We start from the raw sequence: 18,592 nt of genomic DNA, 5'->3' as shown, positions 1-18,592 counted from the left end.
CGAGCACTGGCGCGCACCGCCGGATCCGGCGCCGCCTCAAGGGCAACTCCGGCATGGCTCGTGCTCGGAACCACTCGCATCTCACACAAGGTACCGGAGCGGGCAGTCGACTCCAGGCCGTGACGAGTCACGCGTAGGACACAACCCGATATCAACGCTCCGTAATTCCGGTATGCCACAATCCGCGACATCCGTGCGGGCCCCTCGGCGATGCCGCAGACCAGGCGGCCTTAGCTCGACTGTGCGAGAAGGTCGACGGCCAGCCTTTCCTCACTCTCCGTAGCATCGCCCGCACGATGCGTTCGCACCCATGCGCGCTTCAGATGCAGGTGCACCTCGAACTCCCAGGTGAATCCCATGCCGCCGTGCACCTGGAGACAGTCGCGGGCGCCCCGCACGGCGGCCTCGTCGGCGAGCAGCCGGGCGGTGTCGATGTCCGCCGGGTCGGCGGTGACGGCCGCGGCGTAGACGGCGGCACGGGCTGTCTCCGTCCGCACCAGCATGTCCGCGCACAGATGTTTCACCGCCTGGAAGCCTCCGATCGGCTGCCCGAACTGCTCGCGGGCCCGGGCGTGTTGCACGGCCAGCTCGCACGCGCGCGTGGCGCCGCCGAGTTGCTCGGCGGCGGTGAGGAGTACGGCGACGGGGTCCACGCCACGGGCTGCGGGAACCCGGTGCAGGGGCGTCAGCGGATCGACCGACCGCAGCGGTACGGACCCCGCCGCGTCCCCCCGTACGACGTCCGCCTCGGCGAGCCACTCCACCAGCCCGCACGCGCCGACGTCCGCCACGACCGCCTCCCCGGCGGCCGCGCCCGGCACCTCCCCCGCCGCGAGATGCGTGGCCACCAAGGGTCCGGGCAGCAGCACGCGCCCCGCCTCCTCGAAGGCCAACACCGCCTCGGGCAACCCGAGTCCGACCCCGCCCCGCTCCTCCGGCAGCCGTAGGGCGAAGAACCCCGCCGCGCCGAGTTCCCGCCACAGCGCCCGGTCCAGGCGGCCGGGCTCGTCGACGGCTGCCCGCAGGGCCTCCCGGCCGAAGCGCCGCGCCAGCAGCTCCCGCACACCGGCCCGCAACGCCCGCTGGTCTTCGGTCAGTTGGAAACGCATCCGTCACCGCCCCTTCGGCAGCCCGAGGATCCGCTCGGCCACGATGTTCCGCTGGATCTGCGAGGTGCCGGCGGCGATGGTGTACGACAGCGAGGACAGCCGGTCGAGCACCCACGGCCGGTCGAGGTCCAGCGACTCCGGGCCCAGGACGTCGGCCGCGGCGTCGTAGAGCTCCTGGCGGGCATGCGAATATCTCAGTTTGAAAACCGAACCCCCCACGCCGGGCATCCCGCCGCTCAGTTCCGCCTCACTCACGTTCCACTGCGTCAGCCGCCACAGCGCCCGGAACTCGGCGTTCAACCGCCCCAGCCGCCGCCGCAGCACCGGATCGTCCCAGCGGCCGTTCTCGCGCGCCTCGGCGGCGAGTTCGCGCAGCACGCGACGGCACGCGACGACCTCGCCCACGAAGGCCGTACCGCGCTCGAAGGACAGGGTCACCATCGTCACGCGCCAGCCGTCGTTCTCGTCCCCGACCCGGTTGGCGACCGGCACCCGCACCTCGTCGAGGAACACCTCGGCGAACTCGGCGGACCCGGCGAGGGTCTTCAGCGGCCGTACGGTGATGCCCGGCGCGTCCATGGGCATGGCCAGCCAGGTGATGCCCCGGTGTTTTGCGGCCGCCGGGTCCGTCCGTACCAACAGCTCGCACCAGTCGGCCACTTCGGCATGGGAGGTCCAGATCTTGGACCCGGTCACCACATAGTCGTCGCCGTCCCTACGCGCGCGCGTGCGCAGCGCCGCGAGGTCGGATCCGGCGTCCGGTTCGCTGAAACCCTGGCACCAGACCTCCTCGCCGCGCAGGATCGGCGGCAGCCAGCGCGCCCGCTGCTCGGCGGTTCCCTCGGCGGCGATGGTCGGCCCCGCGTGCAGCAGCCCGACGAAGCCCGCGCCCACATAGGGTGCGCCCGCCTTCTCGGTCTCCTCCAGGAAGATCAGCCGCATGGTCGGGGAGGCGTCCCAGTGGACGTCGGCGTACCCGGCGTCGTACAGCCTGCGCTGCCAGCCGAGGTCGTAGGCACGGCGCCCCGGCCATTCGTCCGGGGAGGGCTTCGGCGGGAGCGTGGGCAGCACCTCGCCCAGCCACTTCCGCAGCCGGGCACGGAACTCGTCCTCTTCCGGTGTGTGGGCGAGGTCCATGTGCGGCCACTCCATATCTGATGCGTCGTCAGATAGCGCTCTGCGGGAAGGCTAAGTCCCGCACCCCTGGACCGACAAGGCGGCGAGGCCTACGCTCTGCCCACGATCTGACAGATCGTCAGTTACGTTTCTTCGGTGGCAGGGGGCCGTCATGAACGACACCGCTCACTCCCTGAGTTCCTCGCGCACCCTCTGGGACCTGGTCGCCGGCCGCGCCGACCACACCCCCGGCCGTCCCGTTCTCCTCCAGGACGAGCGCTCCCTGTCCTTCGGCGACCTACGCGCGCGTGCCGAGCGCGTGGCGGCCGGCCTGTACGACATGGGCGTACGCCCGGGCACGGTCGTCGCCTGGCAGCTGCCCACCCGCATCGAGACGGCCCTGCTGTCCTGCGCGCTGGCCCGCCTGGGCGCCGTGCAGTCGCCGGTCATCCCCTTCTACCGGGACCGCGAAGTCGGCTTCGCGCTGCGGGAGTCGAAGGCGGAGTTCTTCGCGGTGCCGGGCGAGTGGCGGGGCTTCGACCACGCGGAGATGGCACGGCGACTGGGTGCGAAGGGGATCTTCGAGGCGTACGACAGCCTGCCCGACGGCGATCCGTCGGTCCTGCCCCCGCCGCCCTCCGAGGGCACCTCGGTGCGCTGGATCTACTGGACCTCGGGGACGACCTCCGACCCCAAGGGCGTCCTGCACACCGACCGCTCACTGATCACGGGCGGCTCGTGCCTGGCGCACGCGCTGCGTCCGACGGCCGACGACATCGGGTCGATCGCCTTCCCGTACGCCCACATAGGCGGCCCGGACTACATGGTGATGCTGCTGCTGTACGGCTTCCCGGCGGTGATGTTCGAGCAGTTCGCGCTGCCGGAGGCGCTGGCGGCGTACCGCGAACACGGGGTCACGATCGCCGGCGGGTCGACGGCCTTCTACTCGATGTTCCTGGCCGAGCAGCGCAAGGAGCCGGGCGGCGGGAAGGTCGTCCCCTCGCTGCGGCTGCTGGCGGGGGGCGGGGCGCCGAAGCCGCCGGAGCTGTATCACGCCGTGGTGCGGGAGATGGGGGTGCAGCTCACGCACGGATACGGCATGACCGAGGTGCCGATGATCACGATGGGGGCGCCGGACGACACGGCGGAGAACCTGGCGACCACGGAGGGGCGGCCGCCGGAGGAGATGGAGATCCGGATCGTGGACGGGGAGGTGCGGCTGCGCGGGGAGGCGGTGTGCCGGGGCTATCTGGATCCGGCACAGACGGCGGCGGCCTTCGACGAGGAGGGATTCCTGCGGACCGGTGACCTCGGACATCTGACGGACAGCGGGCATCTGGTGCTGACCGGCCGCCTGAAGGACGTGATCATCCGCAAGGGCGAGAACATCTCGGCGAAGGAGATCGAGGACCTGCTGCACCGGCATCCCGCGGTCGGGGACGTGGCGGTGATCGGGCTGCCGGACGCGGAGCGCGGGGAGCGGGTCTGCGCGGTCGTGGAACAGCCGGCGGGAGCGGAGAGGCTGACCCTGGCGGCGCTGACGTCGTATCTGCGCGGGGAAGGGCTGTCGACGCACAAGCTGCCGGAGCAGCTGGAGGTGGTGGACGCCCTTCCGCGCAACGACACCCTGCGGAAGGTGCTCAAGTACAAGCTCAGGGAGCGCTTCTCAGGGGCGTAGGGGCTGGAGTGCCGGTCTCACTGCACGGTGTGCCGGTCTCACTCGGGCACGGTGAAGTAGCGGGCGAACGCGGTCACGATCTCGCTCTCCGCCACCTTGCCGTCGCTGTCGGCGTCGAGCGTGCCGGCGGCCGCCTGTGCGACGTCCCGCTGCACGCCGAGGCAGACGAGCACGCGCGCAGTGTCGGCGACGGTGGCGGAACCGTCGCCGTCGGGGTCGGCCACGGCGAGGGCGGCGTGCAGGAAGGGGCGGGCGATCTCGGCGAACCGGTCCGGGTTGTCACGCAGCCGCTTGACCGCGCCGTTCACGAACTCCTCGCGGGTGATGCGCTGGTCGCCGTCCCGGTCCGCGATCCCGGCCATGCCCTGCCAGAACGCCTCCGCGCCGATGTACAGGGCCTGGCCCTTGTCGGACCGGGCAGTGGTACCGAACTCCGCGAGCAGCGCCTTGGCCGCCGCGCTGAAGTCCTCCCGGTCGATGTAGCCGTTGCCGTCCTGGTCGAAGGTGGCGAACCGGGCGGCGATCCTGCGCTCGTACTCGCTGCTGACCATGTCTTATCGGGCCGCCTTACGTCACGTGGGGTGCATCTCGCACGGAGCGTACGACGCCCGGGGCCGTCCGGGCGCCCGAAAGCGGCGGTTGTGCCAAGACCGGGGGAATTTTGGGACAACGGTGTGGCACTTCGCGTGCGGTGTCGCCGCGGTCAGGTCGGGAACCGTCGGGCCGGAACCGTCAGGCCGACAGTGGCCGGGCGTCGTCCGCGACCGCCGCCGTGACGTCCGGGTAGACCTCGAAGAGCCGGCGTACACCCAGTGCGCCCAGGACCCGGTTGACGTGCGACCCGTCCGCCGCGCCCTGTGCCGGCAGTATCAGCCGCAGGCTGCCCTGGCAGGAGCGGATGAGGCGGCGGGCGGCGATGAGGACGCCGACGCCGCTGGAGTCGCAGAACATGACCTCGGAGAGGTCGAGCACGAGGCTGTGGCGCCCCTCGGCCACCACGTCGTGGATGTGCTGCCGCATCACCGGCGAGGTCACCAGATCCAGCTCGCCGGACACCTCGAGCACAGCCCAGTCGCCTCGCTCGCCACCGATCACTTTCAACGTCACCACCACGCCCCTCGTCGGCCAAAACGGAAGCGACACCTACGCTTCCTTGCAGCGCGGCTGCCCAGCGGCTGTTCCCTGAAACACCCTGCCGAAAACGGTCACCGATCAGAAGAGGCTTGTTTCAATCGCATTCGATCCTGTTCGATCGGTTCCGATCGCACGATGGCCGGGTAACCGAGCGACTGCAAGGCCGACCAGACGGGACAGACAGAACAGACAGATCAACGTCCACTACCACCCACTGCTCGTCGAGGGGCGCACAATGCGACAAAGGGGCGTGCGCTGTCAGACGTGCCGACTACATTCGGGGAGAAGGTGGACGCACGCTGGACAGGGACGGACGGACCGGTGAGGGGGGCCGCATGGCGAAGAAGGACGCACCGCCCCGCTGGGACCGCAAGATGCAGCAGCGCCTGGCCCGCGGCGAGGCGGCCGCCCTCGGCGAGCTCTACGACCGGTTCGCCTCGCTCGTGCACGGCCTCGCCCACACCGTGCTGGGCGACGAACACGCCGCCGACCGCGTCACCCGCGACGTCTTCGCGTACGTCTGGGAGCACCCGGACACCTACGACCCCAAGCAGGGCCCGCTGCGCTCCTGGGTCGCCACGCTGACCCACCGCCTCGCCGTGCAGCGGCTGCGCGACACCGAGACCGCCGCCCTCGTCCGGGCCGGCCGGGGCGCCACCGACGAGCTGGAGCGCAAGGTGCGCCACGCCTCGGTCGCCGCCCGCGCCGACTACATCGTCCAGTCCATGCCCGTCCCGCTGCGCGCCGCACTGGAGCTGGCCTACTTCCAGCGCCGTGACTACCGGCAGACCGCCGCCGACCTCGGCGTCACCGAGGACGAGGCCCGCCGCCGCCTCCGCCTGGGCCTGCAGCTGCTGTCCACGGCCCACGACGCGGGAGCCGCCCCGGGGGCACCGCCGGGATACGGGGGTGCGGTGTGAACGAGGCGGAGCGGTTCCCCAACGAGGACCATGACCATGACCATGATCAGGGCCAGAAGCAGGACAAGCACGCCCGGGACAAGGAGGAGAACGGCTCCGCGGACACCACCCGCGCAGCCGACGGCATGAACAGCGGCAACGGCGACGACCAGCACCCCACCCCGGAGCCGAGCCCGGACCAGCCGCCCCGCATACCGCTCCCCCGCTCCTCCGTCGAGGACACCGGACGCGCCCTGCCCGCCCTGGAGGACCTCGGCGACCTGACACCGCGCCCGGCCCCGCTCGTCCTCGAACACCGTGTCCTGAAGTCGCTCCTCGGAGCGTGGGCGCTGGCCGCCTGCTCGCCGGAGGAGACGGCGGCCGTCGAGGAGCACCTCGGCGACTGCGGCTCCTGCGCGGACGAGGCGCGGCGGCTGCGCGAGGCCGTGGGCCTGCTGCACCCCGCCGAGTCCCTCGACCTGGACCCCTCCCTGCGCGCCCGCGTTTTGGAGGGCTGCCTGGAGCGGCGCCCGCCGCGCATCCCGGTGCCCGAGTGGGCGACGCCGTACGACGCCGAGACGGCCCGCCTCGACGCCCTGCTGCAGGACTTCGGGGACGCCGAGTGGCACGCGCCCGTGCGGCTGCGGTGGTTCCGCAAGGACGAGCCGACGAGCCGTCGTACGACCGTCGCCGGGGTCATCGCCCATCTGCTGACGGTCGACGGGCTGGTGGCGATCGCGCTGGGCCTTCAGGACCCGCTGGGCGACGTCGCCGCGGACCGGCCGACCCCGTCCGCGCGCACCGAGGCGTACTGGCGCGCCTCGCACTTCCCGCCGACGCGGGCCGTGCGGGCCCCCTGGCGGGAGCAGACCCACGACCTGGTCCGCACGGTGTCCTTCACGGGCGGCGGCACGGGCCAACTGTCCATCCCGTACGGCGACTTCGAGCTGGCGCTGCGCGACGCGATGCTGGACCGCGCCTTCGAGTGCTGGGTGCACGCCGAGGACATCGCCGAGGCGGTGGACTACCCGTACGAGCCGCCGTCCGGGCGTGACCTGCACCCCATGGTCGACCTGGCGGCCCGCATGCTCCCCACGGTCCTGGCGGCCCGCCGCCGCGCGGGCCTGGCGGCGCCGTCACCCGGCCCGCACCGCCACCTCGTCCCTGCGGGTGAGCCCGGCCGCAGCCTGCGTCTGGAGATCGAGGGGTCGGGTGGTGGGGAGTGGCTGATTCCCCTGGACTCCCCGGCGGCGGTGGGCTCCGCCGAGCACGAGGTGGCCCATGTCGCGCTGGACGGCGCGGAGTTCTGCAGGCTGGCCGCGGGCCACGTGTCTCCTGCGGAGGCTGCGGCAGGGCAGGTGGGTGACCGGGAGGCGATCAGGGATGTGCTGTTCGCTGCGGCGAGCTTGAGCCGGATGTAGGGATGGGTGGCGGTTTCGCGGGCGGCCGCGGGTAGTCGTGGGCTGGTCGCGCCCACGCGGCGGAGCCGCAAATCGATACAGACCCGCGCCCCTGAAGGGGCGCGCAGTGGACGTACTTCCAGGGGCGCGGGGAACTGCGCGAGCGACCACGAACCAGCCGCAGTCGCCCTGAAACAGATGAACCCGAGCTACTAGGCGAAAACGACCGTCCGCCGCCCGTTCAGCAGAATCCGCCGCTCGGCATGCCACTTCACCGCCCGAGCCAGCGCCTGGCACTCCACATCGCGCCCGATCGCGACCAGCTGGTCCGGCGTGACGCCATGCCCGACCCGCTCGACCTCCTGCTCGATGATCGGCCCCTCGTCCAGGTCCGCCGTCACATAGTGCGCCGTCGCCCCGATCAGCTTCACACCCCGCGTATGCGCCTGGTGATACGGCTTCGCGCCCTTGAAGCTCGGCAGGAACGAGTGGTGGATGTTGATGATCCGCCCGCTGAGCGCCTTGCACAGATCGTCGGAGAGCACCTGCATGTACCGCGCGAGGACGACCAGCTCCACGCCCTGCTCCCGGACGATCTCCAGCAGCTGGGCCTCCGCCTCGGCCTTGTTGTCCCTCGTCACCGGAATGTGGTGGAAGGGGATGTCGTACGACCCCACAAGCTCGGCGAAGTCGGTGTGGTTGGAGACCACGGCGGCGATCTCCACAGGAAGCGCCCCGATCCTGGCGCGGAACAACAGGTCGTTCAGGCAGTGCCCGAACTTGCTGACCATCAGCACGACCCGCATCTTCTCCTCGGCCCGATGGATCTGCCAGTCCATCTGGAAGGAGTCCCCGATCGCCGCGAAGCTCGCCCGCAGCTTGTCCACCGTCACCGGCGCCTCCGCCGAGAAGTGGACGCGCATGAAGAACAGTCCCGTGTCGTGGTCACCGAACTGCTGACTGTCCTCGATGTTGCAGCCGGTCATGAAGAGGTAGCTCGACACGGCGTGCACGATGCCCTGCTTGTCGGGGCAGGACAGGGTGAGGACGTACTGCTCGGCGGGGACCGCGGCTCGGGTGGACTGCTCGTTCATGCAGCACAGGGTCCCATATCCGGGGCCCGCCGTGGACGGTCGTCCCGTTACGCGGACCGCGTCATGATCCGCAGCACCTCGAGCGTGCGCGGCGCGGTCTCCGGGTCCTCGCCGTCGGCCATGGCCATCCGGACGTGCGCGTCCCGCGCCGCCCGCACCGCCTCCGGCCAGCCCTGGTTCTCGACGTACGCGGAGACCGGGGCGTCCGGGCCGACCTGGTGCATGATCCGCAGCACGCGCAGCACGGCGGTGTCGACGAGCGCCGCCTCCTGCGAGTCCCGGAAGATCGTGCCGACGTACTTCTCGGCGGACCAGTTGTCCAGCCAGGTGTCCTCGACCAGGCGGTACACGGCGTCGGTGACGTCGCCGTATCCGTCGACGCCGGCCAGCCAGATGTCTCGCTGGAACACCGGGTCGGAGAGCATGTGCAGCGCGGAGCGCACATTGCTGCGCCAGCGCCACCACGGCATGTCGTTCTGTGGCATGCCGCCCATGGTGGAGGAGCGACGGCCGCGACGGGAAGAGTTCTCCGAACCTTGCACGGTCATCGATCGTACGTTCCCCGTCACACGCGGCCCACCAACCCCCGTAATTCACCTTCTCGTCACCATGTGATAGCCAAGGGTCGCGCCATGGTTTGTTGTGTGGCGGAATCGTGCGGAAGCATGACCGGCAGGCGACGCACCCGCAGCACCGTCCTCCCCATGATCACCAACCCGCCCGTCAGAGCAGCCGCTCGCACGGCGGCGGCACTGGTGGCGTGTGCGTCGCTCGCCGCCGGATGCGGGGTCGTCCCCGGTACCGCGGGGAGTTCCGGGGACGACACGATCACCGTCATGACCTGGGCGCCGGAGAACACCAAGGCGACCAACAAGCCCGGCATACCGGCCTTCGCACAGGCGTACGCCCGCTGGGTCAACGCCCACGGCGGCCTCGGCGGCCGCGAGCTGAAGGTCCTCACCTGCAACGACCACAACGACAGCGTGTCCGCGGCGAAGTGCGCCGACCGCGCCGTCGAGGAGAACGTCGTCGCGGTCATCGGCTCCTACAGCCAGTACGGCGACACCTTCCTGCCCTCGCTGGAGGGCGCCGGCATCCCCTACATAGGCGGCTACGGTGTCACCAACGCCGAGTTCACCAGCCCGCTGTCCTACCCCGTGAACGGCGGCCAGCCCACCCTCCTGGCGGGCCTCGGCAAGGAACTGGCCCGCACCTGCGGCCCCGTCGCGCTGGTACGCCCCGACAACATCGCCGGCGACGAGCTGCCGCCCCTGCTCAACTCGGGCCTGAAGGCGGGCGGGCACCCGGCCGCGGCCGACCAGCTGGCCGAGGAGGACGCCACGGAGTACGGCAGCCAGTCGACGCGGGCGCTCGAGTACTCCACCGACGACCCGACGGAGACCGGCTGTGTGGTGCCCGCGCTCGGCGACCGCACCACCACCTTCATGGACTCCTTCCGGCGCTCCCGCCAGGACTATCCCGACGTGCGCACCGCCACCGTCCTCGGCAGCGCCGACCAGACCGTGATCAACGCGGGCGGCGGGACGTCGGGGCCCTACGAGGGGTCGTACATCACCGGCTGGTACCCGGTCGCGAGCGATCCGCGCTGGGACGCGATGAAGAAGGTGATCAGCGAGCAGGCCTTCGGCGACAACCGCATCGACCCTGCGGACGCCGGCGTGCAGACCACATGGATCGCGTACACGGTGTTCAAGAAGGTCGTCGAGTCGCTGGGCGACGACGAGGTGACCGCCACTTCCGTGCGGGAGGCTCTGAACGAGGGCCTGAAGGTCTCCACGGGCGGCCTCACACCGACCCTGCAGTGGAAGTTCCAGGACGTCCTGGCCGCCGTCGGCTTCCCCCGGCTGGTCAACCGCGAGGTGACCCTCCAGGTGGTGCGGGACGGGCGGCTGGTGGCGGCCCGCAAGGGCTTCACCGACGTGACGAAGACGCTGCAGAGCGCCGACGTGAACTGACCGCCCGGCCCCGACTACAGCTGGGTCGGCTGGCGCTGCGTCAGGCCGTACTTCCCGGCGATCGAGTTCCACAGCTGCGCGGCCGTCTTCTTCTGCGCGCTGGCGGTGCCGCTGGCCCGGTTGCCGGCCTGGGTCTGGTTGGTGGCCTGGGCCTGGCCCTTCTTGCAGAGCTGCTTCTTCTTGGCGGCGACCTGGTCCGCCCACGCCGCGTAGTGGTTGTCGGCGGACGCCGACGCCTGCCACGCCTTGGTCAGCGCGGTCGTCAGGGCGGTGTGGTTCGGGAGCTGGTCGACGGTGAGCTTGGACAGGTCGGTGACCAGCTGGTTGCGCTGCTTGGCCGCGCCGCGCAGGTCCGTGGCGGCCTGGGCGAGGTTGCCGCAGGACTTCACGTCGGCCACCGCGTTGATCACGGCGGTACGGCTGTCGCCGCTGTCGGCCAGCAGCTTGTCCAGGGCGACCGCCTGCTCCTCGGCCGGATCGGCCGACGGGGAGGGAGAGCCCTCGGTCGCCGGAGCCGTGGCGGAGACGGGAGTGTTGTCCTCGCCGCTGTCGTCGTCCTTGCCGCCACCGGCGAGCAGTGCGCCCGCGCCGATGCCGAGCACGGCGATACCGACGCCGACGGCGGCTATGAGCGGCAGCCGAAAGCCCGTACGACCGCCACCGCGGCCTCCCCGGCCGCCGTCGTCGCCGCTCGGGCCGGGCGGGAAGTACGCCGTCTCGGGCCGGCCCTGCGGCTGCGGTTGCGGCTGCTGGAAGCGCGGCAGCTGCTGGGTGGCCGGGGGCTCGCCGCCGCCCGGCTCACTGCGGAAGAGGTTGTCGAAGTCGGAGAGCGGCTGCCGCTCCGCCCCGGCGTGCGGCGGACCGCCCGCCTGTCCGGGCACGGGCGGGATGTACTGCGTGGCCTCGGCGTCGGCCCCGGAAGCCGGCGGCAGCGGTCCGGCACCGCCCTGAGGACCGGCGGCGCCTGCCTGCCGGACGCGCCCCAGGAACTGCGTGCTCTCACCGGCCACCTCGGGCGGCAACGCCCCCGGCCCCACCGGCGGCATGTACTGCGTCGCCCCCTCGGCGGCCGCGGGAGCGGGGAACGCGGCGACGGGCGGTATGTAACGGGTGGCCTGGTCGTCCGCGCCCGCGGGGGCGCCGCCGACCGGCGGTATGTACTGAGTGGCGCCCTCGTCGGCCGGAGGCAGCGGTGCCCCGAAGCCACCGGCACCGGCACCGGCGTGCGGGAGGGGCGCGCCAGGGGCGTTGTGCGCGGCGGGCGGCAAGGGCGCGCCGGCGCCCGGGGAGCCGTACTCCTCGGCGCGGGCGGGCGGCAGCGGCGCGCTCCCGCCGGGCGCCCCGTACGGCTGCTGCGGCGCGGGCATCGGTGAACCGGCCGGGGCGCCATGGCCGTACGACGGCGTGCCCGGCGCAGAGTGCGCGCCCCCGCCGTACGACACGCCCTCCGGCGGCAGCGGTTGGGACGGCGCACCCGCGGCGGCGTCCGGCGCCGCGCCCCACTGGGCCGGCGGCGCCGACTGGTACGGCTGCTCCTGCCCGCCCCAGGACTGGCCGGGCGGCGTTCCCCAGGCCTGGCCCGGCGCGGCCGGCGGCGGGGTCGGGGGCTGGTACTGGTTCTGGTCGGGTCCCCAGGGGGTGCCCCAGGCCTGGCCGCCGGGCGGTGCCGAAGGCGCGGGCTGGGTCGGCGGCGTGGCCGGTACCGAGGTCGGCCGGCCGCCCTGCCCGCCCGTCATGCCCGGCAGCAGCGGCTCACCACCGTCGGAGGGCAGCACGATGCCTTCGCGCGCGGGCCGCGCCGAGGGCTCCTCACCCTGTCCACTCTGCGTCACCGGGACTCCTACTAATGGGGGACCTTGTGAATCGTCGGCTCACGCTACCGGCTCCGCCGATCCCCGTGCTACGCAGCCCGGGACGTGACCTGCGTCCCTGTGACCGCCGTAACAGTCCCGGTCCCCCATCCGCTATATACGCCCTCCTTCCCGCACCATCGCCTTCGTTTCCCTGCCGTTCACGCCCTCGCACCCCGTGGTTTCACGCCGCCGCCTGCAGATCCAGCCGTGCCCCGAAGTCCCTTACCACCGGCTCGTCCCGGTACGGCTCCAGCCGCTGCTGGAAGTCCTCCAGATACTCGGCGCCCCGGTTGGAACGCAGGGTCTCCAGGAGTTCCACGGCCTTCAGCCCGGTGTGGCAGGCCTGTTCGACCTCACGCTGCTGGACCTGTGCTGTGGCGAGCAGCACATAGCCGATCGCCCGGCGTCGCGCCTTCGTCTCGGGGAGCCCGGCGAGCGACTCCTCCGCGCGTCGCGCCGCCGCCTCGGCCTGGCCGAGGTCGCGGTGGCAGTGCGCCAACTCGTCGGCGAGATAGGCCTCGTCGAAGTGCGCGATCCACGCCGGGTCGTCCCCGGACTCCGGGTCGGCCGTCTCCAGCGCGGTCACGGCCCGTCCGGACGCCACCTGCGCGGCCCGCGCGTCGCCCATCAACGCATGCCCGCGCGCCTCGGCCGCGTAGAACATCGCCTCCGCGCGCGGGGTCACGCGCCCACGCGCCCCCTCCTGCGCCGCCCGCGCCAACTGCGCGATCTCACGCGGGTTCCCGAGCTGCGCGGCGAGGTGGCTCATGGAGGCGGCCAGCACATAACCGCCGTAGCCCCGGTCTCCCGCCGCCTGCGCGAGCCGCAGCGCCTGGATGTAGTACCGCTGGGCGAGCCCCGGCTGCCCGGTGTCGATCGCCATGTACCCGGCGAGCTCGGTCAACCGCGCGACGGCGGCGAAGAGTTCCCGCCCGACCGCCTCCCGGTACGACCCGGCCAGCAGCCCGGAGACGACACTGTTCAGGTAGTGCACGACGACCGGGCGGACATGCCCGCTGCCGTACTGGTGATCAAGGTCTACGAGCGCCTGCGTCATCGCCCGCACGGCCGCCACGTCGGACTGCCCCACGCGCGGCCCCGCCGAGCGCGCAACCTGCGAGTCGGGCGACGAGATCAGCCAGTCGCGGCTGGGCTCGACCAGCGCGGACGCGGCGACGGAGGAGCCGGACAGGAAGTCCCGCCGCCCGACGTCGCTGCGCCACAGCTCGCAGACCTGCTCGATGGCCCCCAGTACAGTCGGCGAGAACTGGAGACCGACGCCCGACGCGAGATTCTTGCCGTTGGCCATGCCGATCTCGTCGATCGTGACCGTACGGCCCAGCTTGCGACCGAGCGCCTCCGCGATGATCGCCGGCGCCCGTCCCCGCGGCTGCTGTCCGCGCAGCCAACGGGCCACGGAGGTCTTGTCGTAGCGCAGATCGAGGCCGTGTTCGGCGCCGCACATGTTGACCCGGCGGGCCAGCCCGGCGTTCGAGCAGCCCGCTTCCTGGATGAGCGCCTGCAGCCGTTCGTTCGGCTGTCGCGCGACGAGAGGCCTGGCGGCCATTGGCGTACCCCCTGTGGCTGCGGTGCCTGCCCACGCACCGAGTTGATGTGTCTTTCACCACCGAAATCCGGCGCGGGGGCACTGGCTTGTGCACCGCAAGGTTCCGGCCGTGAAGATCAATGCCCCGTCGGCATACCGAAAATGCGAGGCTTGCGAGGATTGCCGGGGTAAAGGCGGAAGCCGACCCCACAGGTGGTTACCCAGCTCGACCCACGGTTCCTCCCACGCGCCCCCACACGTGCACCCATGCGCCCCAGATGAGGAATCGATGCTCCTCCCCCGCGCGCGCTCCGGCCGTAACCCGAGGTGGGTGCGGGAGTTGTGTTCAGCGTGGAAGAGACGATCCCGGCCACCGAAGCCGCACAGATTCCCAAGCAGCGCGGCGAAACGCTGCTGGAGACCGCCGTTCGCTATGCCGAGGAGCGCCACTGGGACGTGTTCCCGGGGACCTGGCTGGAAGCCGTCGAGGGCGTGCAGGTGTGCTCCTGCGGCGACACCGCGTGCCCCGCGCCCGGCGCGCACGCCGCACGCCCCGACTGGGCGACGCAGGCGACGGGAAGCGCGACGGTCGCGCGACGGATGTGGCAGAAGCAGCCGAACGCGTCGATCCTGCTGCCGACGGGACGGACCTTCGACGCGATTTCCGTCCCGGAGACCGCGGGGTTTCTCGCCCTGGCCCGTATGGAGCGGATGGAACTGACGCTGGGGCCGGTGACGTTGGCGCCCGATCGGCGGATGCACTTCTTCGTGTTGCCGGGTGCGTCGGTGAAGGTTCCCGAGCTGGTACGCAAGTTGGGCTGGTCGATCGGGTCGCTGGACATGGTCGCGCTCGGGGAGGGGGCGTATGTCGCCGGGCCTCCTACGCGGTTCGGGTCTCGGGGGGCTGTGCAGTGGGCCTGTCGGCCTACGCCGGCTAATCGGTGGTTGCCGGATGCGGAGGAGTTGATCTCGCCGTTGGCATACGCCTGCGGGCGGGATCGGTAGTTCGCGGGTTCATCTGCCTGGTTGATCACCGTTGGCGGCTGCCGGTTGTTCTTGGCTGGTCGCGCCCACGCGGCGGAGCCGCATATCGGATACAGCCCCGCGCCACCTAAGGTGGGCGTCCATGACGTCGGCCGTATGTGTGCGTGGGCTCTGGAAGCGGTTCGGGCAGCAAGTCGCCGTTGCCGGGATTGATCTGGAGTTGCCTGCGGGGAAGTTCATCGGGCTCGTCGGGCCCAATGGAGCGGGGAAGACCACGACCCTCTCCATGGTGACTGGGCTGCTCAGGCCCGATGGCGGGACTGTCGAAGTCGTCGGGCATGACGTGTGGCGGGACCCCGTCGAGGTGAAGGCGCGGATCGGGGTGCTGCCTGAGGGGCTTCGGCTCTTCGAGCGGCTCTCCGGGCGGGAACTGCTCGCGTACTCGGGGCGGTTGCGCGGGCTTCCCGGGGCCGAGGTCGACAAGCGGGCCACCCAGTTGCTCGACGTACTCGATCTGGCGGGGGCCCAGCACAAGCTGGTCGTCGACTACTCGACCGGTATGCGCAAGAAGATCGGACTCGCGGCCGCGCTCCTCCACAATCCCGAAGTGCTGTTCCTGGACGAGCCGTTCGAGGGCGTGGACCCCGTCTCCGCGCAGACCATCCGGGGCGTCCTGGAGCGCTACACCGCCTCCGGCGCGACCGTAGTCTTCTCCTCCCATGTCATGGAGCTCGTCGAGTCGCTGTGCGACTGGGTCGCCGTCATGGCCGCCGGACGCATCCGGGCCCACGGCCCCCTCGCCGAGGTGCGCGGGGAGGCGGCCTCGCTACAGCAGGCGTTCCTCGAACTCGTCGGCGCGAACGGCCGCGACGCCGGATCCGACCTCGACTGGCTGGGCGGCGGGGCGCGATGAGCAGCGACGTGACGGGGGTCGTCGTACGGCTGAAGCTGTCGCTGCTCAGGAACGGGCTGCGGCAGTCAGGCGGGCGCCGGGCCGCCTACGTCGCCTCGGCCGTCCTCGTTCTCCTCTTCGCCGCGCTGCAACTCCTCGGCCTGATCATGCTGCGCGGCAACGCGCACGCCGACTCCGTGGTCGTCCTGCTCGTCGCGGTGCTCGCGCTCGGCTGGGCCGTGATGCCGCTGTTCTTCCCCGGTGGCGACGAGACCCTGGACCCGACGCGGCTGGTGATGCTGCCGCTACGACCCCGGCCACTGGTGCGGGCGCTGCTCGCGGCCTCACTGGTCGGTATAGGCCCGCTGTTCACGCTGTGCCTCTTCACCGGTTCGGTGATCGCGGTCGCGCGGGGCTGGGTGGCGTACGTCGTCGGGGTCGTCGGCGTCGTCCTGGCCCTGCTGGTGTGCGTGGCGCTCGCGCGGGCCGTCGCCGCGGCCAACACCCGGCTGCTGACCAGCCGTAAGGGGCGCGATCTGGCGGTGCTGAGCGGGCTGGTCATCGCGGTCGGGGCGCAGGTCGTGAACTTCGGGGCGCAGCGGCTTGGTTCGTCGGGGCTCGGTCGGCTCGACCCGGCGGCGGATGTGCTGCGGTGGGTGCCGCCGGCGTCCGCGATCGGGGCGGTGGAGTCGGTGAGTGAGGGGTCGTACGGCGTCGGCGTGCTCCAACTCGTCTTGACCGCATGCGCGTTGGCGGCCCTGATCGCCGTATGGTCACGCCACCTGACGCGGCTGATGACCTCCCCCGACGGCTCCGCACTCCAGGCGGTCACCGAGGCCGCCGTACGGGAACGGACCTCGACCGGGCTGGCCCGCCTGCTGCCGGCCGGGCGCACCGGCATCGTCATGGAGCGCAGCCTGCGCTATGTCTGGCGCGACCCGAAGACCAAGGCGGCCTGGGTGACCTCGCTCGCCATCGGCCTGATCGTGCCGCTGTTCAACGCCCTGCAGGGCACCGGCTCGATCTACTTCGCCTGTTTCGCCGCCGGGATGCTCGGCATCCAGATGTACAACCAGTTCGGGCAGGACACGTCCGCGTTCTGGATGGTCGCGCTGACCATCTCCTCCCCCCGGGACGCCTACGTCGAGCTGCGCGGCCGAGCCCTGGCCCTGCTGCTGATCACCCTGCCGTACGCCACCCTCGTCACCGTCCTGACGACAGCACTCCTCGGCGACTGGCCCAAGCTCCCCGAGGCCCTCGGCCTGTCCTTCGCCCTCCTCGGCGCGATGCTGGCGACGGGCGCCTGGACCTCGGCCCGCTTTCCGTACTCCATCCCGCAGGAGGGCTACAAGAACGTCGCTCCCGGCCAGACGGGCCTGGCCTGGATCTCCATCTTCGGCGGCATGATCGCGGCGGCCCTGCTGTGCACACCCGTGATCGCGGTGACGATCTGGCTGAACGTGAGCGAGGGCGGGGATGCGTGGGGCCGGCTGCTGCTGCCCGTGGGCGCGGCGTACGGCGCGACGGTGACGTGGCTGGGTCTCCGGCTGGCCGCCCCGCGCACGGCGGCCCGCCTACCGGAGATCCTGACGGCAGTGAGCAAGGGTTAGCGGCACCCTTCTGACGCCCGGGGGTGCAGCGCCGCAAAAGGGGCGCGGGGCTGTGCCCGATATGCGGCTCCGCCGCGTGGGCGCGAGGAACCACGAACAACCACCCGCAGCCACCATCGAGCAGAAGACCCCGAGCTCATAGGCGCCCGGCATCACTCCACACCGACTCGAGAAACGGCTCGATAGCGGCGCGCCAGCCCTCGGGCTGGTCGTAGTGCACCAGATGCCCGGCGTCAGCCACCTCCGCATACTCCCCCCGAGGCAGCACCCGCACCATCTCCTGCGCCTCGGCCCGCCCCAACTCCCCATCAAGGCCGCGCACCACCAACGCAGGGCACTGAACCTGCGCCAACTCCTCCCAGTGCGCGTCGAACACCCACGTCTCCCGGGACTTGAGCATCTGGTCCGGCTCGAACACCGGCCGCCACCCGTCCTCGTGCTCCCGCATCACCTCGGCGTAGAACTCCCCCCGCGCAGGATTCGGCCGCTCGACCCACGGGTCGTCCTCGCCGAACCACTTGCGCACATCGGCGAGCGTGGCGAAGGGAACGGGCCAGGCCTCGAACCAGTCCGCCCACTCCCGCTGCGAGGCCGAGCCGAGCGCGGAGGCCCGCATGTCGCAGATGATCACGCCGCGCACCAGGTCGGGCCGCTTGGCGGCAAGCTGCCAGGCGGTCAGCGCGCCCATGGCGTGGCCGATGATGACGGCCGGGGCGAGGCCGAGCTGTTCGAGGGCGGCCTCCGCGTCGTCGACGTACGCCTCGCGCGTGAAGGCGGCCTGTGCGGGCTTGCCGCTACGGCCGTGGCCACGCTGGTCGAGGGCGACAGCGCGGTGCCGCTCGGAGAGCCAGCGGGCGGTGGAGGCCCAGTGTGAGGCGCGGCCCATCAGGCCGTGCAGTAACAGCACGCCGGGCGTGCGGTCGTGCTCCTTGGCGGGGTCGGTCTTGGGTGGGTCGCCGAACTCCCAGGCCGCGAGACGTACGCCGCCTGTACCGGTCACGTCGATGCGCCGCGCCATTGATCCTGGCACCCCCCTGCGTCCTGCTTGCTGTGCCTGCTCCGCCTGCCGTATCTGCCGTCGCTCACGCGAGCACCGCGTGCCACCCGCGTCGCACGCAGCGTAGATGCCTTCGCACGCGATGTGCATGTCCTGTGTGTCTGACGTGATCTTATGCGCACATTCATGAAGTGCACGTTCCGCATGACCCGTCACTCGCAGACTATCGAACCCCTATTCGAAAATGCGGTCTCTGCGGGCAACACCCCTCATTCGAGTGACCCCTCTCCAGGATTGATCGGCG

At 71.5% G+C, this 18,592-nt stretch carries 16 protein-coding genes; 7 read left to right on the top strand and 9 right to left on the bottom strand.

Features of this window, described 5'->3' with window-relative positions; all coding sequences use genetic code 11:
• Positions 1-230 precede the first annotated feature (230 nt).
• Positions 231-1,109, bottom strand: coding sequence for an acyl-CoA dehydrogenase family protein (locus QQM39_RS25290; RefSeq protein WP_301999816.1), 879 nt, complete (start codon positions 1,107-1,109; stop codon positions 231-233).
• A gap of 3 nt (positions 1,110-1,112) precedes the next feature.
• Positions 1,113-2,246 carry an acyl-CoA dehydrogenase gene (locus QQM39_RS25285; RefSeq protein WP_301999815.1) on the bottom strand — a complete coding sequence of 378 codons (1,134 nt, stop codon included), beginning with the start codon at positions 2,244-2,246 and terminating at the stop codon, positions 1,113-1,115.
• A gap of 151 nt (positions 2,247-2,397) precedes the next feature.
• Here QQM39_RS25285 and QQM39_RS25280 point away from each other — a divergent pair, with 151 nt between their 5' ends.
• Positions 2,398-3,903, top strand: a complete 1,506-nt coding sequence (locus QQM39_RS25280; protein ID WP_301999814.1) for a class I adenylate-forming enzyme family protein — start codon at positions 2,398-2,400, stop codon at positions 3,901-3,903.
• A 38-nt stretch (positions 3,904-3,941) separates the two neighbouring features.
• On the opposite strand, the gene QQM39_RS25275 is transcribed toward QQM39_RS25280, so the two are convergent.
• A complete protein-coding gene (locus QQM39_RS25275) occupies positions 3,942-4,454 on the bottom strand; it encodes an EF-hand domain-containing protein (RefSeq protein ID WP_301999813.1) in 513 nt (170 codons plus the stop codon).
• Positions 4,455-4,635: 181 nt separating this feature from the next.
• Positions 4,636-5,016 (bottom strand): STAS domain-containing protein, encoded by a 381-nt coding sequence (locus QQM39_RS25270; protein ID WP_302003718.1) that lies wholly within the window; start codon positions 5,014-5,016, stop codon positions 4,636-4,638.
• Positions 5,017-5,372: 356 nt separating this feature from the next.
• Here QQM39_RS25270 and QQM39_RS25265 point away from each other — a divergent pair, with 356 nt between their 5' ends.
• A complete protein-coding gene (locus tag QQM39_RS25265; RefSeq protein ID WP_301999812.1) occupies positions 5,373-5,957 on the top strand; it encodes a sigma-70 family RNA polymerase sigma factor in 585 nt (194 codons plus the stop codon).
• A 125-nt stretch (positions 5,958-6,082) separates the two neighbouring features.
• Complete coding sequence (locus QQM39_RS25260) at positions 6,083-7,357, top strand: zf-HC2 domain-containing protein (RefSeq protein ID WP_302003717.1); 1,275 nt, start codon at positions 6,083-6,085, stop codon at positions 7,355-7,357.
• Between the two features lie 191 nt (positions 7,358-7,548).
• Here QQM39_RS25260 and purU read toward each other — a convergent pair whose 3' ends face one another.
• Together purU and QQM39_RS25250 are read right to left on the bottom strand one after the other, a co-directional pair.
• Positions 7,549-8,430, bottom strand: coding sequence for a formyltetrahydrofolate deformylase (purU, locus tag QQM39_RS25255; RefSeq protein WP_301999811.1), 882 nt, complete (start codon positions 8,428-8,430; stop codon positions 7,549-7,551).
• A gap of 47 nt (positions 8,431-8,477) precedes the next feature.
• Positions 8,478-8,978, bottom strand: a complete 501-nt coding sequence (locus QQM39_RS25250) for a hypothetical protein (protein ID WP_301999810.1) — start codon at positions 8,976-8,978, stop codon at positions 8,478-8,480.
• A gap of 117 nt (positions 8,979-9,095) precedes the next feature.
• On the opposite strand from QQM39_RS25250, the gene QQM39_RS25245 reads away from it, so the two are divergent.
• Positions 9,096-10,406, top strand: a complete 1,311-nt coding sequence (locus QQM39_RS25245; RefSeq protein WP_301999809.1) for an ABC transporter substrate-binding protein — start codon at positions 9,096-9,098, stop codon at positions 10,404-10,406.
• A gap of 14 nt (positions 10,407-10,420) precedes the next feature.
• Here the strand turns inward: QQM39_RS25245 and QQM39_RS25240 are convergent, their stop codons facing one another.
• Together QQM39_RS25240 and QQM39_RS25235 are read right to left on the bottom strand one after the other, a co-directional pair.
• A complete protein-coding gene (locus QQM39_RS25240) occupies positions 10,421-12,238 on the bottom strand; it encodes a hypothetical protein (protein ID WP_301999808.1) in 1,818 nt (605 codons plus the stop codon).
• Positions 12,239-12,440: 202 nt separating this feature from the next.
• Complete coding sequence (locus QQM39_RS25235; protein ID WP_301999807.1) at positions 12,441-13,826, bottom strand: transcriptional regulator; 1,386 nt, start codon at positions 13,824-13,826, stop codon at positions 12,441-12,443.
• 321 nt (positions 13,827-14,147) lie between these two features.
• Here QQM39_RS25235 and QQM39_RS25230 point away from each other — a divergent pair, with 321 nt between their 5' ends.
• The 3 genes from QQM39_RS25230 (at position 14,148) to QQM39_RS25220 (ending at position 17,291) form a co-directional block, all read left to right on the top strand.
• Complete coding sequence (locus QQM39_RS25230; protein ID WP_301999806.1) at positions 14,148-14,810, top strand: bifunctional DNA primase/polymerase; 663 nt, start codon at positions 14,148-14,150, stop codon at positions 14,808-14,810.
• Between the two features lie 121 nt (positions 14,811-14,931).
• Positions 14,932-15,702 (top strand): ABC transporter ATP-binding protein, encoded by a 771-nt coding sequence (locus tag QQM39_RS25225; RefSeq protein WP_301999805.1) that lies wholly within the window; start codon positions 14,932-14,934, stop codon positions 15,700-15,702.
• A complete protein-coding gene (locus QQM39_RS25220) occupies positions 15,699-17,291 on the top strand; it encodes a transporter (protein WP_301999804.1) in 1,593 nt (530 codons plus the stop codon). The genes QQM39_RS25225 and QQM39_RS25220 overlap by 4 nt, the downstream gene beginning before the upstream one ends.
• 136 nt (positions 17,292-17,427) lie before the next feature.
• On the opposite strand, the gene QQM39_RS25215 is transcribed toward QQM39_RS25220, so the two are convergent.
• On the bottom strand, positions 17,428-18,309 hold the full coding sequence (locus tag QQM39_RS25215) for an alpha/beta fold hydrolase (RefSeq protein WP_301999803.1): 882 nt from the start codon (positions 18,307-18,309) through the stop codon (positions 17,428-17,430).
• Between the last annotated feature and the right edge of the window lie 283 nt (positions 18,310-18,592).

This window comes from Streptomyces sp. DT2A-34 (assembly GCF_030499515.1).
Lineage (GTDB): Bacteria > Actinomycetota > Actinomycetes > Streptomycetales > Streptomycetaceae > Streptomyces.
The sequence above is the reverse complement of the archived record's forward strand: the minus strand, read 5'-3'. Positions and strand labels throughout refer to the sequence as shown.